The 20,522-nt window shown below is 57.8% G+C and carries 15 protein-coding genes, 1 tRNA gene and 1 pseudogene; 13 read left to right on the top strand and 4 right to left on the bottom strand.

The annotated features are described in order from the left end of the window. From V6M87_RS26440 to V6M87_RS26430, 3 genes are all read right to left on the bottom strand, one after another. On the bottom strand, positions 1–1,982 hold a 1,982-nt coding region (locus V6M87_RS26440), incomplete at its 3' end, for an ATP-binding protein (protein WP_332879662.1). Between the two features lie 183 nt (positions 1,983–2,165). After that, complete coding sequence (locus V6M87_RS26435) at positions 2,166–2,366, bottom strand: YbdD/YjiX family protein (RefSeq protein ID WP_332879661.1); 201 nt, start codon at positions 2,364–2,366, stop codon at positions 2,166–2,168. A gap of 3 nt (positions 2,367–2,369) precedes the next feature. Further along, on the bottom strand, positions 2,370–4,448 hold the full coding sequence (locus V6M87_RS26430) for a carbon starvation CstA family protein (protein WP_332879660.1): 2,079 nt from the start codon (positions 4,446–4,448) through the stop codon (positions 2,370–2,372). A gap of 255 nt (positions 4,449–4,703) precedes the next feature. Here V6M87_RS26430 and V6M87_RS26425 point away from each other — a divergent pair, with 255 nt between their 5' ends. From V6M87_RS26425 to V6M87_RS27325, 8 genes are all read left to right on the top strand, one after another. Further along, positions 4,704–6,056: a cache domain-containing protein gene (locus V6M87_RS26425; protein WP_332879659.1), complete on the top strand. Its 1,353-nt coding sequence runs from the start codon at positions 4,704–4,706 to the stop codon at positions 6,054–6,056. Then, the gene (locus V6M87_RS26420) at positions 6,053–6,718 is read left to right on the top strand and encodes a response regulator transcription factor (protein ID WP_332879658.1); all 666 of its coding nucleotides are present in this window, start codon (positions 6,053–6,055) and stop codon (positions 6,716–6,718) included. The genes V6M87_RS26425 and V6M87_RS26420 overlap by 4 nt, the downstream gene beginning before the upstream one ends. Positions 6,719–6,940: 222 nt before the next feature. Continuing rightward, entirely contained in the window at positions 6,941–8,101 is a 1,161-nt protein-coding gene (locus V6M87_RS26415) for an EAL and HDOD domain-containing protein (RefSeq protein WP_332879657.1), read from the top strand. Continuing rightward, a complete protein-coding gene (locus V6M87_RS26410) occupies positions 8,094–10,160 on the top strand; it encodes a putative bifunctional diguanylate cyclase/phosphodiesterase (protein ID WP_332879656.1) in 2,067 nt (688 codons plus the stop codon). Before V6M87_RS26415 ends, V6M87_RS26410 begins: the two co-directional genes overlap by 8 nt. 28 nt (positions 10,161–10,188) lie before the next feature. After that, positions 10,189–10,278 (top strand) — tRNA-Ser (locus V6M87_RS26405). A 143-nt stretch (positions 10,279–10,421) separates the two neighbouring features. Continuing rightward, positions 10,422–11,645, top strand: a complete 1,224-nt coding sequence (locus V6M87_RS26400; protein WP_332879655.1) for a tyrosine-type recombinase/integrase — start codon at positions 10,422–10,424, stop codon at positions 11,643–11,645. A gap of 524 nt (positions 11,646–12,169) precedes the next feature. Further along, positions 12,170–12,445 (top strand): hypothetical protein, encoded by a 276-nt coding sequence (locus V6M87_RS26395; protein WP_332879654.1) that lies wholly within the window; start codon positions 12,170–12,172, stop codon positions 12,443–12,445. A 239-nt stretch (positions 12,446–12,684) separates the two neighbouring features. After that, positions 12,685–13,071 (top strand): HNH endonuclease, encoded by a 387-nt coding sequence (locus tag V6M87_RS27325; protein ID WP_442920646.1) that lies wholly within the window; start codon positions 12,685–12,687, stop codon positions 13,069–13,071. Positions 13,072–13,465: 394 nt separating this feature from the next. On the opposite strand, the gene V6M87_RS26390 is transcribed toward V6M87_RS27325, so the two are convergent. After that, positions 13,466–13,843, bottom strand: coding sequence for a TraK family protein (locus tag V6M87_RS26390; protein WP_332879653.1), 378 nt, complete (start codon positions 13,841–13,843; stop codon positions 13,466–13,468). 376 nt (positions 13,844–14,219) lie between these two features. Here V6M87_RS26390 and V6M87_RS26385 point away from each other — a divergent pair, with 376 nt between their 5' ends. The 5 genes and pseudogenes from V6M87_RS26385 (at position 14,220) to V6M87_RS26365 (ending at position 20,144) form a co-directional block, all read left to right on the top strand. Further along, positions 14,220–14,489, top strand: a complete 270-nt coding sequence (locus V6M87_RS26385) for a helix-turn-helix domain-containing protein (protein ID WP_332879652.1) — start codon at positions 14,220–14,222, stop codon at positions 14,487–14,489. A 2-nt stretch (positions 14,490–14,491) separates the two neighbouring features. Beyond that, positions 14,492–15,292: pseudogene (locus tag V6M87_RS26380) on the top strand (HipA N-terminal domain-containing protein); the annotation flags it as partial. A 555-nt stretch (positions 15,293–15,847) separates the two neighbouring features. Beyond that, complete coding sequence (locus tag V6M87_RS26375; RefSeq protein ID WP_332879651.1) at positions 15,848–16,666, top strand: hypothetical protein; 819 nt, start codon at positions 15,848–15,850, stop codon at positions 16,664–16,666. A 25-nt stretch (positions 16,667–16,691) separates the two neighbouring features. Beyond that, the gene (locus V6M87_RS26370; RefSeq protein ID WP_332879650.1) at positions 16,692–17,480 is read left to right on the top strand and encodes a hypothetical protein; all 789 of its coding nucleotides are present in this window, start codon (positions 16,692–16,694) and stop codon (positions 17,478–17,480) included. 3 nt (positions 17,481–17,483) lie between these two features. Further along, the gene (locus V6M87_RS26365; protein ID WP_332879649.1) at positions 17,484–20,144 is read left to right on the top strand and encodes a KGGVGR-motif variant AAA ATPase; all 2,661 of its coding nucleotides are present in this window, start codon (positions 17,484–17,486) and stop codon (positions 20,142–20,144) included. Positions 20,145–20,522 lie beyond the last annotated feature (378 nt).

Raw genomic sequence — 20,522 nt, 5'->3', positions numbered from 1 at the left:
GGCTTGGTCAACTGGTAGGCCACGCCGGCCGCGCGGCGCTGCACCGGGTCGGCGGCGAGGCGGTTCGGGCTAATCAGCAGCAAGCGCGTCGCGCGCAGCAGCGGGTCGGCCTTGATGGCTGCCGCCAGCGCCAGCCCGCTGGTGCGCGCCAGTTCCATGTCTATGATGGCCACGTCGAAGGCTTGACTGGCGTTGGCGCCCGCGCGCAGGCGTTCGATGCCGTCCAGTGCCGATACCGCGCAGCTTGCCGCCACCTCCCAGCCGGCCAGTTGCTGTGCCAGCGCGGCGCTGCTGGCCGGCTGTTCGTCGACCACCAGCACGCGCAGGCCTTGGATGCCCGCGTGCGCCTGGCGCGCCGGCGCCGGCTCCACCTTGTGCTTGTCGAAGCGCACCGTGAACCAGAATACCGATCCCTGCGTGAGGGCGTTGTCGACGCCGATCTGGCCGCCCATCAGCTCGACCAGCTGCCTGGAAATCGCCAGGCCCAGGCCGGTGCCGCCGTACTTGCGGGTGGTCGAATCGTCGGCTTGCGAAAACGCCTCGAAAATGCGGCTGCGCGCCTCCCGGTCCACGCCGATGCCGGTGTCGTGCACCTCGAAGCGCAACTCGACCGCCTGGGCGCTTTCGCTGGCCACGCGCACGCTGGCCAGGATGCGTCCGGTATCGGTGAACTTGATGGCATTGCCGAGCAGGTTGGCGATGACCTGGCGCAGGCGGTTCGGGTCGCCGCAGATGGCCACCGGGATATCGTTGGCGATGTCGAAGTCCAGCCCGATCTGCTTGGCTTGCGCCTGCGGCGTGTACACCGTGTGGATGTCGTCCAGCAAATCCCACAAATTGAAATTGATGTACTCGACCGATAATTTGCCCGCCTCGATCTTGGAAAAGTCGAGGATGTCGTTGATGATCACCAACAGGTGCTCGCCCGAACGTTTTACTAGCCGGGTGTAGTCGCGCTGGGTCTCCGTCAGCGGCGTGCCGAGCAGCATGTCGGTCATCCCCAGCACGCCGTTCATCGGCGTGCGGATTTCATGGCTCATGGTGGCCAGGAACGCGCTTTTGGCAATGCTGGCCGCTTCCGCCGCATTCTTGGCTTTTTGCAGCTGCGCCGTGCGCACCCCGACTTGGTGCTCGAGTTCGTCACGGTGGTCGGTCAGCGCCGTGCCGCGCGCCTCGATCTGCGCCAGCATGGTGTTGAAACTGTCGATCAGCGTGCCCAGTTCGTCGTGGCCCTGGTGCACGATGCGCAGGCTGTAATCCTGGCTGGCACACACTTGCTGCGCCGCCTCGATCACCGCGCCAAGCGGCGCGGCAATGCTGCGCCGGCCGCGCGCTGCCAGCAGCACAGCGACCAGCAGCGCGCCCGCCATGCTGGCCATGAACACGACCAGGCCGTGGGCGACCTCCATCCACATGGCGGATAGATCTGCCTCGATCATGAGCACGCCGGCCTGCCCGACCGCCTGATACAGGCGCAGGCGGGGCGACCAGAATGGCTGGCCTTCCAGGTTGGCGGCAGCCAGCGCGGCGCCATCGGTGCCGGCCAGCGGCGCATCGTCGAGCGCCGGTGCTGTGGCAAGCTGCGCCGGTGTCGCAGCCCGCGCATGCGGCTTCCCCCTCGCTTTGCCAGGCGCTGGCGGCGCCGGTTCAGCCACGGGCGGCGCCTCAGGCTGTCCGGCGCGGTATGCCGCCAGCGGCGCGCCGCGCCGGTCATACAGGACGGCGCGGGCAATGTCGGCGTTGGTGCGCAAGGCGGCGAGGCTATTGTTTGCCAGCGCGCGGTCGTTCGCTTGCAGTGCGCTGACGCTGTTCGCGCCGATCACGCCGGCCAGCGACGCCAGTTGCCTGGCTGCGCCGCTGCGATGATCCCGCACCAGGGTGACCGCAAAGGCGACCAACACCACCAGCAGTGCGGTGGCCGCCGACTTGAGCGACATGATGGTCAGTTTCTGCTTGAGGCTGGAACGCTCGAGATTCAGCATGACATCCTCGTGGACGGCGTCTGGAACGGACCGGTCGCACACGCAACCCGCCCACCGTGCGGATCAGATAATTCCCGCAGGAAAAATATACGGTGCACATCGCATGCTGATATTGCGTTTAGACAATTTAAAAGGGATGCCGCGGCATCCCTTTCTCGTTAAAGCAGTGCCGTCAGGCAGGCGTCAACAACACCCGCCGCGCTTGCCGGCCCCGCCGTAACGGGCTTCCTGGCGCTCGCGAAAAAATGCCTCGTAATCCATCGGGGCCTGGTCCGGATGGGTTTTTTCCATGTGGGCCAGGTAGGTGTCGTACTCCGGCAAGCCGACCATCAGGCGCATGCTTTGCCCGAGGTAGCGGCCGGCCTGTGCGAGCGAGGAAAACATGGCTTATGTCGCCTGGGTCAACGGCGCCGCCACGAACGGCGTTTCCTGCGAGCTCGGGCGGCTATCGGCACGGGCGCGCATGGCCGTGCGCACGCCGTAGAACAGCACCGCCAGCACCACCACCATGAAGAAGCCGGCCATGCTGGCGTCCACGTAGTCGTTGAAAATGATCCGGCGCATTTGCGCCATATCCTTGGCCGGGGCCAGCAATTCACCCCGGTCGAGCGCGGACTGGAACTTGTTGGCGTGGGCCACGAAACCGACCCGCACATTGGCGTCGAAAATTTTCAGCCAGCCAGCGTACAGCGTGCAGATCAGCAGCCAGATGGTCGGCACGATGGTGATCCACGCATATTTGGCGCGCTTCATTTTGAACAGCACCACGGTGGCGAGAATCAGCGCGATACCGGCCAGCATCTGGTTGGCGATGCCGAACAGCGGCCACAGCGTGTTGATGCCGCCCAAAGGATCAACCACGCCCTGGTAGAGGAAATAGCCCCAGGCCGCCACGCACAGGCCGGTGGCCAGCAGGTTGGCCACCAGCGAATCGGTGCGTTTCAGCGCCGGCGAGAACGCGCCCAGCAAATCCTGCAGCATGAAGCGCCCGGCGCGGGTGCCGGCGTCGACCGCGGTGAGGATGAACAGCGCCTCGAACAGGATGGCGAAGTGGTACCAGAACGCCATCATCGATTTGCCGCCGACCACGCCGGACAGGATATTCGCCATGCCGACCGCCAGCGTCGGGGCGCCGCCGGCACGCGAAATGATGCTGTGCTCGCCAACATCTTTGGCCACCTGCGTCAGCGTTTCCGGGGTGATCACGAAACCCCACTGCGACACGGCTGCCGCGGCCGACTGCGCCGTGGTGCCGAGCAGCGCGGCCGGGCTGTTCATGGCGAAGTAGACGCCCGGGTCGATGGTGGACGCGGCCACCAGCGCCATGATGGCGACGAACGATTCCATCAGCATCGCGCCGTAACCGATGAAGCGTGCATGTTCTTCGTTTTCGATCATCTTTGGCGTGGTGCCAGAGGCGATCAGCGCGTGAAAGCCCGACACGGCGCCGCAGGCAATGGTGATGAACAGGAAGGGGAACATGCTGCCCGACCAGACCGGGCCACTGCCGTCGATGAAGCGGGTGACGGCCGGCATGCGCAGGTGCGGTGCAACCAGAACGATGCCGACGGCCAGCGCCAGGATGGTGCCGATTTTAAGGAATGTCGAAAGATAGTCGCGCGGCGCCAGCAGCAGCCAGACCGGGATCACTGACGCTACAAAGCCATACCCGATCAACATCCACGTCAGCTGGGTGCCGGTGAACGTGAAAGCCGGGCCCCAGGTAGGCGAATCGTGCACCATCTGGCCGCCGACGATGGCCAGCATCAGCAGCACAAAGCCGATCAGCGAAATCTCGCCAATCCGCCCGACCCGGATGTAGCGCGAATACACGCCCATGAACAGCGCGATCGGGATGGTGGCCATCACGGTGAACGCGCCCCACGGCGAGCCGGTGAGCGCTTTTACGACGATCAGGGCCAGCACCGCGAGGATGATGACCATGATCATGAAGGTGCCGAGCAGGGCGATGAGGCCCGGAATTTCGCCCATTTCCGATTTGATCAGGTCGCCCAGCGAGCGGCCATCGCGCCGCATCGACAGGAACAGCACCATGAAATCTTGCACCGCGCCGGCAAACACGACGCCAGCCAGGATCCAGAGCATGCCGGGCAGGTAGCCCATCTGCGCCGCCAGCACCGGGCCGACCAGGGGGCCGGCGCCGGCAATGGCCGCAAAATGGTGGCCGAACAGGACGAATTTATTCGTGGGAACGTAGTCGAGGCCGTCGTTGAATTTGTAGGCCGGGGTCTGGCGCGTCGGATCGAGCCCGACCACGGTGTTGGCCAGGAACAGGCTGTAGAAGCGGTAAGCGATCAGGTAGACGCACATCGCCGCGGCGACGATCCAGACCGCGTTGATGGTTTCGCCGCGTTTCAAGGCGATGTAGCCGATCGAGCCGGCGCCAAACAGCGCCAGCGCGACCCAGCCGAGTTGCTTGACGAATTTATTGGGACTACTTTTCATGCGTGACTCCTCCGTGTTTTTTGGTTTTTTCAGGCATGTCAGCCTGGAACGGGATGGTTCCCGCTGCCCGCTGACTGCCCGCTGCGGGCAGTATGTTGGCTCCATATCGGGTCCACAAGCGCAGCACTACGCAGCATCTGCGTACTACTACTGAGTACGGTGATCATTGCAACCCGAACAGCAAGTAGTACATGTTCAAGCGGAAACAATCGTAAAATCCATGCACGCGTCATTTGCAAAAGAAATCGGAACTGTATGAAGTTGAGGCAAAAAGTCATCCTGCTGGCGGTCGCCCCCTTGATCGTCGCCTTGTGCGCCATTGCGCTGTTCGTGCGCCAGCAAGCGGTGACGCTGGCGCAGCAGCAGCGCGTGACAATCGAGACGGCATATCTCGCCAGCAAGGAAGCCGAACTGCGCCATTACGTCGAGCTGGCCGTGCACGCCATCGCGCGCCAATTGATCTCCGGTAAAAAGGATGCGGCCACGCTGGACGATGCGAAGCGCATCCTGGCCGAGCTTTCGTATGGCGACGACGGTTATTTCTTTATCTACGATATGGAGGGCAATACCTTGATGCACCCGCGCCAGCCCGAACTGGTCGGGCGCAACCTGTGGCGCCTGCGCGACGCGGCCGGCGTGCCCACCATCCAGCGGCTGGTCGCGCGCGCCCGCGCCGGCGGCGGGCTGGAGCGCTACACCTGGGTCAAGCCGTCGACCAGCAAGCCGGTGCCCAAGCTCGGCTACGTGGTGCCGATCAACCAGTGGGGCTGGATGCTGGGCACCGGCATTTACCTCGACGACGTCGACGCCGCACTGGCCAAGGTCACCGTCCAGCAGTCGCGCAATATCGAAGACACACTCTGGTGGATTGCCGTACTGGCGATTTTTTCGGCCGCCACCGTGGCGACCATCGGGCTGGCGCTGAACATCCGCGATTCGCGCGTGGCCGATGCGAAACTGAAGGTGCTGGCCCAGCGCGTGGTCGATTCGCAGGAGCAGGAACGCGCACGCCTGTCGCGCGACCTGCACGACGGCATCAGCCAGTCTCTGGTGTCGATCAAGTTCCAGCTGGAAGCGGCGGCCATCCGCCTGGTGGGTGAGCCGCAGCAGAGAGAAGCCGGTGTGCTCGCGGTCGAGCGCAGCGCCGCGGCCATCACCAGCGTGCTGGGCGAGGTGCGGCGCATTTCGCACGACCTGCGCCCGGCCTTGCTCGACGACCTGGGCCTGGCGGCGGCGCTGGCGCACCTGGCCGGGGAGAGCGGCAGCGGCGTGCAGTTCAGCGCCGACGGCGTCGATGAGCACTTGCCGGTGACGCTGGCCACGGTCCTGTTCCGCGTCGCCCAGGAGGGCCTGGCCAACAGCGCGCGCCACGCCAGCGCCAGCCGCACCAGCATGCTGCTGTCCCAGCGCGGCCCTGTGCTGGCGCTGACGATCAGCGACAATGGCGTCGGCTTCGACGCCGAGGACATGGCCTTGCACCCCCAGCGCGGCATCGGGCTGCGCAATATGAGCGAACGGATGGACGCCATCGGTGGCACGATGGAGATCGTGTCGACCGTCGCCGGCACCACCTTGCGCGCCTGCGTCACCCTGGAGAAAACCGCATGAGCGATATTCCGAACGTCGTGCCTGTGCCGCATGTCCACATCATGCTGGTGGACGACCACCCCCTGGTACGCGATGGCCTGCGCGCCCGCCTGGAAACGGCGCCGCATTTCCGCGTGGTGGCCGAAGCGACCAATGGCAGCGAAGCGCTGGCGCGCGTGCAAGCCGGCGGGATCGACCTGGTCCTGATGGACATAAACATGCCCGGTGGCAGCGGCCTGGAAGCAACTGGCCAGCTGCATGCGCGTTGTCCGGACGTGGCGGTGCTGGTGCTGTCGATGCACGACAAGCTGGAGTACGTCACCCAAGCCATGGCCGCCGGCGCGCGCGGCTACGTGCTGAAAGATGCGCCCGGCAAAGATATCGTGATGGCGATCGACACCGTGATGGCCGGCGGCATCTATTACAGCGCCGCGCTGGCGCAGCGGCTGGCCAAGCCGTTCAGCGGCGCCGTCGACGACCACGGCCTGACCACGCGCGAGCAGGAAGTCATGCGTGGCATTGCGGCCGGGAACTCCAACAAGCAAATCGCGCGCACCATGGAGCTGTCGGTACGGACGGTGGAGACGCACCGGCTGAACATCAAGCGCAAGCTGGGAATCGAAGGGCAGGCAGAGTTGATCCGGTTCGCGGTGCAACATGCGCAGTTCGATAACGAGGCATAATCGCCGGCGCACGCTTGCCCGCCGCGTGGCCCCGGTGCCTGGTGCCTTGGTGTCGATATAAGCCGAAATGCATAAGCCGATGTAATTTCACATAGATTGTGTCGCCGATGACACACTTGTGCAACAATTCCGGCCGAATGTGTCCTTATGGCAACAAATTTACTTGCTTGTAGTTACTTGCTCAATTAGTATCTTGGTTCTACCTCTTCAATAAGAAATCCGATGTCTGCGGATAGCACCCACTTTCCATTGGTAGACCTCCACTTTGTCGCTGATGCGCGCAATGACTGGGTGGCCCTCACCATGCGCGTGCACTCGCCCGGTCCGGCGGAGACGGCATTGCGTACCGTCTTCGCTGACGCCGAGGTTCTCACCGCCATCGCTCCGCTCGACTGCGTGCTGTTGCTCGATTCTTGCGCGGTGCTGTCGCCGGCCTTGCTGGAAAAGCTGCCCACCGAGCGGGTGGTGCTGTCGATCGCGGCAGCGGCGCTGGCCGGCGAAGGCGAGCTGGCGCGCCTGACCATGCTGCACGCTTTGGGTTACCGCATCATGCTCGACGGCGCGCTGCCGGCCGGCGTGGCGGCGCCAGCGCGGATCCGCTCGGTGAGTACCGATTGCAGTGCTGCCGCTCCCGCCCCGGGCAGTTTGCCAGCCCTGTTCGCGCCGCACCTGGCGCGTTTCGTCGGAACCGGCCTGCGCCAGGCACAGTGCGCTGCGGCCGGCTTCACCTGGTTCAGCGGTGACTATCCGATGTTTCCGCAGCCGAGCGAGGAGGTCGATGACGGCAGCTCGCGCCGGCGCCTGCTGGCGCTGCTGGGCCTGCTGGGGCGCGACGCCGACACCTGGGAGCTGGAAGCCTTGCTCAAGCAGGATCCGGCGCTGTGTTTCCACCTGTTGAAACTGGTCAACTCGGCCGCGTTCGCACTCTCGACACCCATCACCAGCTTCAACCAGGCCATCGGGATGCTGGGCCGGCGCCAGATGCAGCGCTGGCTGCAACTGCTGCTGTATGCGCGGCCCGATCCGGATGCGGCGCCGAATTTGCTGCTGCCGATGGCGGCCCAGCGCGGCGCCCAGCTCGAAATGCTGTGCAAGAACGCGGGTGGTGACCGCGATGCGCAAGACATCGCGTTCATGACCGGTGTGTTTTCGCTGCTCGATCGCCTGTTCGCGTTGCCAATGGCCGACGTGGTGCGCAGCCTGCCGCTGCCGGAGGATGTCTGTGAAGCCTTGCTGCACCGCGCCGGCCGCCTGGGGCGCTTGCTGCACTTCGTCGAAATCAGCCCGACCTCGCTGGAGACCACGGCCATCGGTCCCGACGAATGGTGGCGCAGCCAGCTGCATGCGTACCACTGGGCGATCCAGGTGAGCCGCAATGTTTGAAGTCCTGACGCCGCCGCGCGTGCTGGCCAGCGTTCCCGACCTGGCCACTGCCAGCAGCGCCGCCTGCGACGCCGTGCTGCGCCTGCGCGGCGCCGTGCTGGCCGCGGAACTGGGCCGCATCGCCTCCCAGCTGACCGCCAGTCCGCAAGCGCGGTTTGTGGCCGGGCGCGCGGATGCGGGTGCGCGCCCGCGCGCGGGGCAGCCGGGCGCCTGGCACTACGCGGTGGAGACCGACGGCGTCCAGTATGGGTATTTCGAATTCACCAGCGCGGCCACGGTTGACGAGGCGGGCCAGCGCGCGCTGGCCAGTCTGGCGACGCTGATCGCCAGCCTGATGCAGATGCAATCGCTGGCCCAGCGCTCCACCCATGCTTACGTGCAGGTGGAAGCGAAGCTGGCGCACCAGTCGCAAATCCTCGACCAGATCCACGAGTCGGTGCTCACGATGGACAAGCTGGGTTACATCACCAGCTGGAACCGCGGCGCCGAGGACCTGTTCGGCTACACGGCGCTCGAGGCCATCGGTCGCAGCATCCTGTTCCTGTACGCCGACGACGATTTGAGCGAGCGCGATCTGTTCGCGGAAGAGGGCGGCCGCCTGATGGAAGTGCGGCGCCGCAAAAAGTCCGGCGCCATTTTCTGGGCCAGCCTGTCGTTGTCGACGCTGTGCGACCTGGAAGGCCGCCCGGTCGGCCTGATCGCCTATCTGACCGACATCACCGAGCGCAAGCAAGCCGAAGACCGCCTGCACCACCTGGCCTATTACGACGCGCTGACCGGCATGCCGAACCGCACCCTGTTCGCGCGTCTGGTCGACCAGGCCCTGATGGTCGCGCAGCGCAACGAGGCTGCCGGTTGCGTGCTGTTCGTCGACCTGAACCGTTTTAAACTGATCAACGACACGCTGGGCCGCAGCGTGGGCGACGAACTGCTGCGCCAGGTGTCCCAGCGCTTCCGCACCACGCTGCGCGACGAAGATCTGGTGGCGCGTCTGTCCGGCGACGAATTCGCGGTCGGCCTGTTTGAGATCCGCCAGCACTTCGAAGCGACCACCGTGGCCCAGAAACTGCAGGCGGCCTTGCTGCCGCCCTTCAAGGTGCAGGGATACGATCTGCGCGTGGGCGCCTCGGTCGGCATCAGCGTCTACCCCGCCGATGGCACCGATGCCGAAACGCTGCTGCGCCACGCCGACATCGCCAGCGAGCGCGCCAAGCAGGACCATGCCAACCCGGACGACAGCGTTGCCTTCTACAGCCTGGACATGAACCAGGGCATGCAGGAACGCATGCGCATCGAGTCGGGCCTGCGCCACGCGCTGGGCCATGGCGAGCTGACGTTGTACTTCCAGCCAAAATTCGCCATCGCGACCAACCAGCTGGTTGGCGCCGAGGCGCTGGTGCGCTGGATTCACCCGGTGCGCGGCATGATTGCGCCTGTCGAATTCATCCCGCTGGCCGAAACGACGGGCCTGATCGTGCAGGTGGGCGAGTGGGTGCTGGAAGCTGCGTGTGCCCAGGCGGCCGTGTGGCAGCATGCCGGGATGGCGCCGTTCCGCCTGGCCGTGAACGTGTCGGCGCGCGAGTTCACGGCAGGTTTGCCGAACCGCGTGGCCAGCACGCTGGCGCGCTATTCGCTGGACCCTGCGTGGCTGGAGCTGGAAATCACGGAGAGCACGCTGATGCATGACATCGAGCGGGTGATCGGGATCATGGACCGGATCAACGACCTCGGTGTGGCCTTGTCGCTGGACGATTTCGGCACGGGTTATTCCAGTCTGTCGTACCTGAAGCGCTTCCCGATCGACACCTTGAAAATCGATAAGTCGTTCACGATGGGTATTCCGGGTGATGCGTCCGACTGCGCGATTGCCAGCGCGATCATTTCGATTGGGCGGCAACTCGGGCATCGAGTCATCGCCGAAGGGGTGGAGACGGTCGAGCAGCTGGCGTTCCTGCGCGCGTCGGGGTGTGACGAGGTGCAGGGGTATTTGTATTCGCGGCCGTTGTCGGCGTGCGACTTCGAGAAGGGCTTGCGCGAGAATTGGTTGCTGGTGGAATAGCTTGGTTTAGGTATAATGTGCAACTTCAGGAAGCGTGGCCGAGTGGTTGAAGGCAGCAGTCTTGAAAACTGCCGACGGTGTGAGCCGTTCGTGAGTTCGAATCTCACCGCTTCCGCCAGAACACATCAATAAGCTCCCCTCACCGGGAGCTTTTTTTTCGCATCTTCATAGGGAAAAATCAAAATTTAGCGTCCGCGGACGTCCCACAATGTCCAGCACTGTCCACGCCAATAGCATGGGTAGAAACATGGGTAGGATCATATGGGACGCCACGTCAGAAAGCTCTCCGCCAAACTCGTCGAGAACCTGAGTTCGCCTGGATATTACGGCGATGGCGACGGTTTATGGCTGCAAATTTCCAACGGCGGATCGAAGAGCTGGGTGTTTCGCTTCACGCTCGCCGGCAAGCGCCGCGAAATGGGCTTGGGTGGCCTGAACGCCGTTAGCCTGGGCATCGCGCGCGAGCGCGCACGCCAGTGCCGCCTGCTGCTAAGCGAAGGCAAGGATCCGATCATCGCGCGCAACGCCGCCCGTACGTCCGACGCGCTGCGCAAATCGCGCCTCAAAACCTTCGACCAGTGTGCGGCCGCCTACATCAGCGCGCACCGCGCCGGCTGGAAGAACTCGAAGCACATCGCGCAGTGGGAATCGACGCTTGCCAATTACGCGTCCCCGGTCTTCGGCGCGCTGCCGGTGTCCGATGTCGACACCGACCTGGTGGTGAAAGTGCTGCGGCCAATCTGGAACGTCAAGACCGAGACGGCGGTGCGCCTGCGTGGCCGCATCGAGTGCATTCTCGATTGGGCCACCGTTAGCAAGTACCGCAGCGGTGACAATCCGGCGCGCTGGCGGGGCCACCTTGAAAATCTGCTGGCCGATCCGAACAAGATCGCGCCGGTCGTGAATTTCCCCGCCTTGCCGTGGCGCGAGGTCGCGGCCTTCATGCAAGACCTGCGCGCGCGTGAAGGCGTGGCCGCGCGCGCGGTGGAATTTGCCATTCTCACCGCCTGCCGCTCCGGCGAAGTCCGCGGTGCAGCGTGGACTGAGATCGATCTGGCCGAGAAGGTCTGGATCGTGCCGGCCGCGCGCATGAAGGCGGGGAAGGAACATCGCGTTCCCTTGTCGATGCAGGCGATGGCGGTGTTGGAGCAGATGCCGCACGACGGTGCTTTCGTCTTCCCGGGCCGCGACAAGGACAGCATCCTGTCCGACATGAGCCTGACCGCGGTCCTGCGGCGCATGGGTCGCGGCGACATCACGGTGCACGGCTTTCGTTCGACCTTTCGCGACTGGTGCGCCGAGGCGGTCGGCAACGCATTTGCGCGCGAGGTGTGCGAGCACGCGCTGGCCCACAGTCTGCCCAGCAAAGTCGAAGCGGCGTACCGGCGCGGCGATCTGTTCGACAAGCGGGTTCCGCTGATGCAGGCGTGGGCCGAGTACTGCGCGAAACAGGTGGATGCCATCAGCAAAGCGAGGGGACGCTGAAAGGCTCCATGGCGCGCACCGCAACTATCCCCTCGCTGTATCTTTCAGATGATCGTCCAGGCGCTAACAAGCCTATGCGGGCGCGAAATTGGGGCCGCCACGGTGCTTTCGGTGGTCGGCCAAGGGGTTGCTAGCCCAGTACACGAGACGAGCGCTGGGAGCGCGCTTGAAGTCCCGAATGATACGTGACGCGAAGGTGTAGATAACATTGTTAGATCTTTGCTTCATGGCGTCACAATCTGACTTAATGAAACCTGCATCCAAACCTGATCCAACCTTGATTGAACCGTGCTAAAAACCAGTCGGAGGAGCGGGGCAAGATAGGTGAAGTTAGCTAACTGGCGCCGCCAGATAGCTCTCTTCACTTTTGCTTATTCGCACCTGCGGTGCTCAACCGAATCCTGCTCCGCGAGGCCCCTCCGCTCCCGGCTCTACGGCCACTGCGCACGATCTACGTCAAACAGTCCCCGCCCAAGTCCCGTTACGCTGTAACGATACTTATTTCCAGCACATTGGGGGAATCGATGGCCAAGACAGTTGCAGAGAGACAAGCAGCCTATCGCGCGCGGCGCGATACAGCGGGCGTTGATGGGAATGGACAGCGGCGAGTCAGCATGTGGCTCAGCACGGGAGCGGCATTGGCCATGGCCCGGCTCGCATGCCGTTACGGCGTAACGCAGCGGGAGCTTGTCGAGAAGATGCTGCTCGCAGAAGATGAGCGCGTATTGGAGACGCTTTCGATCGATACACCTGAGTGGGAAATGTATTTCGCGCGAAAGCCGGTCGCCATCAAGACCTAAAAGCCGGGATGCGTTGGATCCGGGCATTTTCGATCGGCAGCGGCCCATCGTCGCGACCAGTGCCCGTTGAAATTTCAGTTGCCAATTCTTTTCTAGTCGGGTACGGTTAAGTTGCTCAGGACTCGCAGCATCCTGACCGCGCCAGACTTCAGTCGGTGCATCGCCAGTGCGGATAACCGACGGCGCCTGTGTGTGGCTTAGCGTGCCTCAGGGATTTGCTTGATAAAACAAGTGATCCTATGAACTCGACAAAACTACGCAAGCTCCGGCAATCCGCCGCCATTCAGCAAAACCACCTCTGCTACTACTGTTGTTTCCCGATGTGGCACGATGACAGTGAAGTTTTTTCACGCGACTACCGCTTGCCTAAACTACTCACCAAATATCTTCAGTGCACGGCGGAGCATGTAGTCGCTCGACAAAACAACGGCACGGATGCAGCCAGCAACATCGTTGCCGCTTGCCTTTGGTGTAACTCAATGCGGCATCAAGGTCGTCCTCACAATGCGCCGGAAGCCCGTGCCTACAGGGCGGAAGTGAAACGACTCGTCGCGATGGGCCAATGGCATCCCCTGGCGGCTAGTGGCCTTGGTCGATCACTTCGACATTCTAAAGTCACTCGTTGACAACGTTGAAAAATGGCGTGCGTCAGTCGGTATGGCTGTCTTTTAGGTGTCACTCGCCGCGGCATGTGCGACGCAGTGGCACCTGGATTTTATCGGCGGCTCCCTCGCACGCAATACCCGGCCCTTGGCGAGCCAGATGCGATACACAACATGGCGTCGAGAATATCGACCTTCCCAGGCCTTCCGATCAGTAGGGGCAACGGCTGCACCGCCTGCATGAAGAAATAAGGGACGACCGCCGTGCCCCAGACCATCTTCGATGTCGTTTGAATGCAGCAGGCTTAGGCCAAATTGCCGCGATAACTTCGCCAGTTCAGACATGGAGACCGCGTGCATCACTCGACGCATCGGGCTCGGCCAGGCGTCGGCTGATGTCGATTCACCCCAATCATAATCAAATCAAGTCCTCGCGTTTTGGATTCGGGTTGAAAGTAAATCCCACAATGCCGGAGGAACTGTCGCGTTTGCCTGTGCCTGCAATGCCCGCACCCGGTGCATGGCCAACCGTCCGCGTAGTTTTGCCCCTTGCCTTTGGTCCTTTGCGTGGAGGCTGCACATATCGATGCACATACTTCAAAAACGTGTCGTAGCAGATATCGATGTGCTGACCGGCACGCAAAAAACCGTGGATGATCGTTGCTGAATAACCTTCATCCAGGCGCGCTTTTACCATGTCGCGTACGACGAGAAATGCGGCCAAGTTTGCGTCCGGCTTCTTGATGGCTTTTGCTTTGACCCAAGCTTCGAGGTCGTCAACGTAATTGCTTCCCATGATGATTCTCCCAGAACATTTACTCCTGGCGTCACACCGTTTGAACGCCAGGTCGACAGTGGTTGGACACCACGCGGTTCCGAACAGTTTCATGCGCTTGTTTGGGCAGTTTCAAGGATGTTTCCGAAGTCCAGTCGGACTACAGTCGTGGACAAAAACGAAGCAAAGTGCGGGGCAAGATAGGTGAAGTGGGCCTACCGCTGCGCGATCGTCCTACTTCACTCTTTCTTATTCGCACTTTGTGCTCAACGAAATACTGCTCGTCGTCGCCTCCGTCGCGTCGGTGACGGATTACCAGTAAAACAGGTAATTGACGAATACCCGTAATACAAATAATCTGAAAATACTCTCCATACAGGTAAATCGAAAAAATGCCGTGAAGCAGATCCTTTCCCTTTCGAAGCAACTGGGGCCACTGTTGCAGTCCGCGCGCAAAAGCGCCGGCCTGTCGCAGACGGCACTGGCACAGTGCCTCGGCATCAGCCAGAGCCGCGTCTCCGCCATGGAACTCGATCCGGGATCGATCAGCGTGGAGCAGTTGCTGGCGCTGCTCGCTGCCTTGCACCACGAAGTGCTGGTTCAGCCGAAGCAGGGCGCTGCCGTTGACAGCAACGGCGATGAGACTGCCGCCCCCCCGGAGTGGTAGCCATGGGACGCCCATCGCACGCGCGGTCGCTGTCGGTATGGAGTAACGATGAGCGGGTCGGTACGTGGACAATCCCGGCCCGCGGCGACAGCCAGTTTCTGTACGACCGGGCGTGGCGCGAGTCCGCGGTGGGCAGGCCGCTATCGCTGTCCTTGCCGTACACCGGAGACATCCCGCTGCGGGGCGACGTCGTGCGCGACTACTTCGACAACCTGCTGCCAGACAGCGAACCGATACGCAAGCGCATGGCCTCGCACTACAAGCTGGGGTCAATCGATGCCTTCGATTTACTCCAGGAGATTGGCAGGGATTGTGTCGGCGCCGTGCAACTGCTCAAGGAAGATGAGTCGCCGACCGACGTCAATCGTATAGAAGGTACACCGATGCTTGAAGAAGACGTCGAGCGGTACTTGATCGGACTGACGCAGCCACTGCCGCCAGGAGCGGGATGGACTCCGACGATCTGCCCATCTCGCTGGCGGGCGCACAGGAAGAGACTGCCCTGTTATGGCATAACGGCGGCCGGATGCGGACGCACGGCTCGACGCCAACCACCCACATTCTCAAGCTGCCCCTGGGACTGGTCAGTCATCGCAAGGCCGACCTGAGTGCGAAAGTGAAAAACGAGTGGCTGTGCATGAATCTGCTGGCGGAATTCAGCCTGCCGGTGGCGCGCCGCCATTCTTTCCTTTGGCAGCCAGAAAGTGCTTGGCGTCGAGCGCTTCGACCGCCAGCCTCATCCTTCGGCTTCCTGGATCATGCGCCTGCCGCAGAAAGATTTTTGCCAGGCGCTGGGCGTACCGAAAATCGTCTGACATGGGTGTTTCTGCTCTATACGCGCTGAACTTGAACTCTACTGTTGATAACCTATTTTATCAATAGTAGAGTAAGCCTTTAAAGCGTTCTGCAGATGGAGTCTTAATAAAGACGCATATACAAGGCGCGTTAGGAAGGGATGAGATCCGAACCCTCAAAACGGCTCTCACCATACAATTTTTTGATGTAAAAAAATTCACTGCGAGCTGAGCCTATGCGCAACCCAAATGTTGTGTCAAATTACTTGCTTGGAAATTTTTCTTACCGGCAAAATAGTGGCTAATCCGGGGTAAATTTATATTGCAGTGATTAAAAATCCACAGGTCGCTGTCAAGATGATGTGTGATAGTCAAGTTGCTCAGGATCCCCAGCACGTCCGTAGATGACTACAGGAATATTTATTTGTTAAATTGTCATCAAAAATTACATTTTGCAAACTTTTCTGTGATTGTTATTTGACTAAAAAAGATAGATCATTGATACTCACTACTTATAAGACCAGACGCCGCCATCCTTTCCTATTGACGAGTATCCACTTACCCATGTCTTCTGTCTGCTACCAATCAACTTTTTCCAATATTGATCCAACAATTCAGCCACTGATCGCAAGCGCCCTCGAAAACCTATACGCACAACAAAATCCTGGCCAAATTAAAAAAAATGTCGAGGCAGAGACGGCTCTCTCAACTGCGGATTTTTCAAGTTTACTAGAATCTTTTGCAATACAACTTCAGCACGGTAATTTGCCAGATAATGCTTGGCAGACGGCTTGTCGATTACATCAATTTAAAGGACCACGACTCTCCTCCACGCTTGAGCCAAGTACATTAGGGAGAGTGAAGGGTTTTGATGCACATGTGTTCAGCATTTCAAACACTGCAGGGGCGTTGGCGGCAGGCATGACACCCGATCGCATCAAAAAATTACTTCTCAAATATTCAGGCTCGCATAGTGTTCCTAACTTTGAACCATTGCTACGTACAGCACTGTTAGGAGAATATCTAATTTGGGCTACATTTGACCTTTCTAATAACAAACAAAATCCATTCGATAAGCTTCCAAAAAAACGTGCAGGGCTCTGCGGTGCTCTTGGCTTAGGGTTAATGTTAAACAACAACGAACCATTGATCTTACTTGTATGGGATCATGCAACATCTGGCACACCGCCCCTGCACCGTCCAACCGTTGCCGATGCTTGCGACTATTCATTTTTCCGTCCCCATTCCAACCCCGCTCACGCATGGGGCATGACAGAACCATTACAACCGAATACAGAAAATTTCATGCCGCAACCAGAAATAGTCATGCCGACGACGACCAGCTCTGGTTTGAAACTTCCCTACCTCGTCGTTCACGTTTAAGGAACGCTTTCTGAGCGCATTAACCATGATAATGTCTATTGATCTATTGAAACACGAAGAAATTAGTAATTGGCTCAGGCGTGCGCTAGATGGAAAAGAAACGCTACCACGACTAACAATAGATGAACCCAACCACCTTGGTATTTTGCGTCTTACACTGACATTAAAGGCAACGACGCGCTTATCTATATGGAAATCGTGCATCGACTTATTAAGAGAATTCTGCAAAACGGGATCAGGTGATAAAAAATATTTGCAAGAACTCTTATTTCTTGCATCTGCTCATAAAGATCCCGAGATAGTTCCGTTACTTTTGTTATTCACAGAAAAATTTTTACATGAATCAAATATTGACATTGAAATTCGTCAAGGAGTGCTAGCAGCACTACTTGATGCATCACCGCCTCAATCAATTGAATTTTGGGACAATATTCTGCAAACGGATAAAGAAAATTATTCCGGCATGGTACTTTCTGGGTTTCTAGAGATCAATCCAATGCATGCAATAAAACTACTTCCATCAATGCCAAATAACGAAAATATTGGACAAATAAGTGCATTGAATTTAGAGTTAGCGCTTGATGAATTACGTGGCTCTGATCGAACTGACTTTATTAAAGAAATTACTTCTATATTAAAAAATTTAAAACCACTATTTTCTGCGCCTATACGGTTATGGTTAAGGTCAATTGACACACCTTCTCCCTCATTAAACAGCCTTAACGAAGCATTATTAAAATCTCTTGGTGAAGATTCACCACCAAAAACACTAACGACAAAAATTTGTACTCCTTACGAATCGCTAGCGGAATAAAACATGACGAAAAATCCTATCAAAGCGTCCTTTATAACTTTTTTTTCGTTCAAAGGTGGTGTTGGCCGTAGCATGGCACTGATAAATACGGCTGCCATTATGGCCGGACGGGGTTTACGTGTATTGGTAATGGATTTAGATTTGGAGGCGCCTGGACTGTCTTACCTTACTCCGCTCTCTTTGACGGAAGACCACACAGCTTCGTTAGAATTTTCCCAAACACAAAGTTTCTCGACTGGTCTCGGTTTTGTCGACCTTATGTTAGATGCCAAAGAAAAGGGCACTGAGGCTGACTTATTTTTATTGCAGCCGGCTGATATCGTAAAAAAATATACCAAATCTTACACTCTTCCACAAGAGGATAGAGAGTTTCAGGATGGTGTACTAGATATTATGCCGGCTGGAAAATTAGACCGTGATTATGCTAAACGTTTTGATGACTTGAACCTGCGTGGTCTTTATCAAGATGGTGTAGGTGAACCTTTAATTCGTGTCCTCAAAAATACATTTGCAAACTCCAATCTATATGACTATGTACTGATTGACAGCCGCACTGGTTTTTCTGATGAAGCAGGTATTTGCACCCGTGACCTTGCTGACCATTTAATTATATTAAGTGGGTTAAATTTACAAAATGTAGAAGGTACTAGCGAGTTTCTAAAATCATTAAAAATTGCAACTTCTTCAAAAGCTAAATTTCAGATCATTCTTAGTCCTGTACCCAACGGCGAGGATAAGCTTGTAGAAGCACGGGAGGCGCAAGCAAAATTATCTTTTGAAAAAGCATGGGGATCTGAAATAAATCTGGAATTACAAATTCCATATCACCCACAACTTTCTTTAACGGAAGAGCCACATATTTTTCGGAGGCGTCGAGGCCATTTATTTGAAGCTTACTGTGCTATTGAAAGTAAAATTTTAAGAGAGCTCGGCCATGATGCTTTAAGCTTGCAAAGAAAAATTAAAGATGATATTGCAAAAAATAACTATTCTAGCGCTCTGTATAATGCTAATTATTTAATTCGCCTCCCAAACAAAGATTCCGCCCTATCAATGATAGTTTTTTTCTTAATAAATCCGAAATTATTAAGAAAAGACAAAAAATCAAATGACATTGACGGAAGGGAATTTTCTTTTTCCGAACTAATAAATGATTCCAATGGAATTAAATTATTAGAGTTAATCATAGATTATATAAGAATAAATAAAGACTATTACGCCGCAGATATTTTTCTAGATTTTTTGGAAAATAATAATATTGATTTAGCAGAGCGTCTTCATCAGCGTAGGATAAATATAGACCAGACTATTCACTTGACCCATAGCGAAAGTGCTATGCACTTCGCTAGCTATGCGAAGTTCTTGCTCTTCCAGCGCAAGGACTATGAGGCTGCCGATGCTATGTATAAGGAGGCGCTTAAGCTCGATCCGACTCATGCCGGCATTACTGGAAACTATGCGAACTTTCTTGCGGATAAACGCAAGGACTACGAGGCTGCTGAGGCCATGTACAAGAAGGCGCTTGAGCTCGAGCCGACTCATGCCAGTCATTTCGGCAACTATGCGAATTTCCTCGCGGATCAACGCAAGGACTACGAGGCTGCTAATGCCATGTACAAGAAGGCGCTTGAGCTCGATCCGACCCACGCCGGTAATACCGGCAACTATGCAAACTTCCTCGCTTATCAACGCAAGGACTACGAGGCTGCTGAGGCTATGTACAAGAAGGCGCTTGAGCTCGATCCGACCCACGCCGGTAATACCGGCAACTATGCAAACTTCCTTGCGAAGCAGGGCAAGGAAGAAGCTGCTGAGGCCATGTACAAGAAGACGCTTGAGCTCGATCCGACCCATGCTGACCATACCGGCAACTATGCCATCCTCCTCGAGAAGCAGGGCAAGGACGAGGCTACGGAGGCCATGTACAAGAAGGCGCTTGAGCTCGATCCGACCCACGCCGGTAATACCGGCAACTATGCGAACTTCCTCGCTGATCAAGCCAAGGACTACGAGGCTGCTGATGTCATGTATAAGAAGTCGCTTGAGCTTGATCCGACCCATGCCGTCCATACCGGCAACTATGCGAACTTCCTCGCTGATCAAGCCAAGGACTACGAGGCTGCTGATGTCATGTATAAGAAGTCTCTTGAGCTTGATCCGACCCATGCCGGCAATACAGGCAACTATGCGAATTTCCTCGCGGATCAACGCAAGGACTACGAGGCTGCTAATGCCATGTACAAGAAGGCGCTTGAGCTCGATCCTAACGATATCAATATATATGCGAACTTCGCCGCATTTTTACTAACTTATGGAAAAAATAGTGATTGGGAAAATGCTCGATCGTATTGTGAAAAAGTCTTACTAAATATCGACGAGCAGCCAAGTCAGTCCCATGCTGAAGCCTTGCTCTATCTCTGCCTCAATGCAGAACTCAATGCTAGTGACGTACAGCCTAGCATGGCACGTTTAAAAATACTTTTGCAGCATGGTTACGAGAGAGGAAGTTGGGATTTTACCGCACTGTTCGGTGCCGTATTACCAAAGATTGCAGCGGAGCGGACTGCTCTCTATCGAGCTTTAGGTGATGCCATTCTAAACAAAGAAAAAGTTTTTTACTTGGATCAATTTAAAGAGTGGCAAGTTACGGCAACCCCTCAATAACCGGATCGCATAGTTCATTGTGGTCACCAAGCTGCGGTGACTTCCTACTCTGGATAGTCAAGTGTGCAATCGCAGCCCGCCGGCACAGCGGCTCGTCCCTAATCTGTGCCAGCTGTGCTCCATACCCCAGAAGGATAACCGTTCACCACCATGGCTTTCTTTATTAAATGAACAGTCACTTCGATGCCGGCCTTAATAATTTTCAGGCTCTGCCGCGCACTGCTGTTAGTCCGAAAAAGACCATACAAAAGCGCAGCTACTAGGGGTTCCAGGTGCAACGGAACGGAAAACCGGGTTAAGGGCACCTCGTTATACACAAGTCCGCACCGTCGTCCGGCCGGCATGAAAACACGTTTACATTCAAGGACTTAACGCGCC

This window comes from Massilia sp. S19_KUP03_FR1, from assembly GCF_036688685.1.
In the GTDB taxonomy this organism is placed as follows: Bacteria; Pseudomonadota; Gammaproteobacteria; order Burkholderiales; family Burkholderiaceae_D; genus JALYUM01.
Note: the sequence above shows the minus strand (reverse complement) of the source record. Positions and strands in the feature narration are given on the sequence as shown.

Excerpts from the sequence above, each read along its gene's own strand:
- V6M87_RS26395 (WP_332879654.1), top strand. The coding sequence starts at position 12,170 with ATGGCCAAGACAGTTGCAGAGAGACAAGCAGCCTATCGCGCGCGGCGC.
- V6M87_RS26410 (WP_332879656.1), top strand. The coding sequence starts at position 8,094 with ATGTTTGAAGTCCTGACGCCGCCGCGCGTGCTGGCCAGCGTTCCCGAC.
- V6M87_RS26400 (WP_332879655.1), top strand. The coding sequence starts at position 10,422 with ATGGGACGCCACGTCAGAAAGCTCTCCGCCAAACTCGTCGAGAACCTG.
- V6M87_RS26430 (WP_332879660.1), bottom strand. The coding sequence starts at position 4,448 with ATGAAAAGTAGTCCCAATAAATTCGTCAAGCAACTCGGCTGGGTCGCG.
- V6M87_RS27325 (WP_442920646.1), top strand. The coding sequence starts at position 12,685 with ATGAACTCGACAAAACTACGCAAGCTCCGGCAATCCGCCGCCATTCAG.
- V6M87_RS26435 (WP_332879661.1), bottom strand. The coding sequence starts at position 2,366 with ATGTTTTCCTCGCTCGCACAGGCCGGCCGCTACCTCGGGCAAAGCATG.
- V6M87_RS26390 (WP_332879653.1), bottom strand. The coding sequence starts at position 13,843 with ATGGGAAGCAATTACGTTGACGACCTCGAAGCTTGGGTCAAAGCAAAA.
- V6M87_RS26375 (WP_332879651.1), top strand. The coding sequence starts at position 15,848 with ATGTCTTCTGTCTGCTACCAATCAACTTTTTCCAATATTGATCCAACA.
- V6M87_RS26365 (WP_332879649.1), top strand. The coding sequence starts at position 17,484 with ATGACGAAAAATCCTATCAAAGCGTCCTTTATAACTTTTTTTTCGTTC.
- V6M87_RS26370 (WP_332879650.1), top strand. The coding sequence starts at position 16,692 with ATGATAATGTCTATTGATCTATTGAAACACGAAGAAATTAGTAATTGG.
- V6M87_RS26420 (WP_332879658.1), top strand. The coding sequence starts at position 6,053 with ATGAGCGATATTCCGAACGTCGTGCCTGTGCCGCATGTCCACATCATG.
- V6M87_RS26415 (WP_332879657.1), top strand. The coding sequence starts at position 6,941 with ATGTCTGCGGATAGCACCCACTTTCCATTGGTAGACCTCCACTTTGTC.
- V6M87_RS26425 (WP_332879659.1), top strand. The coding sequence starts at position 4,704 with ATGAAGTTGAGGCAAAAAGTCATCCTGCTGGCGGTCGCCCCCTTGATC.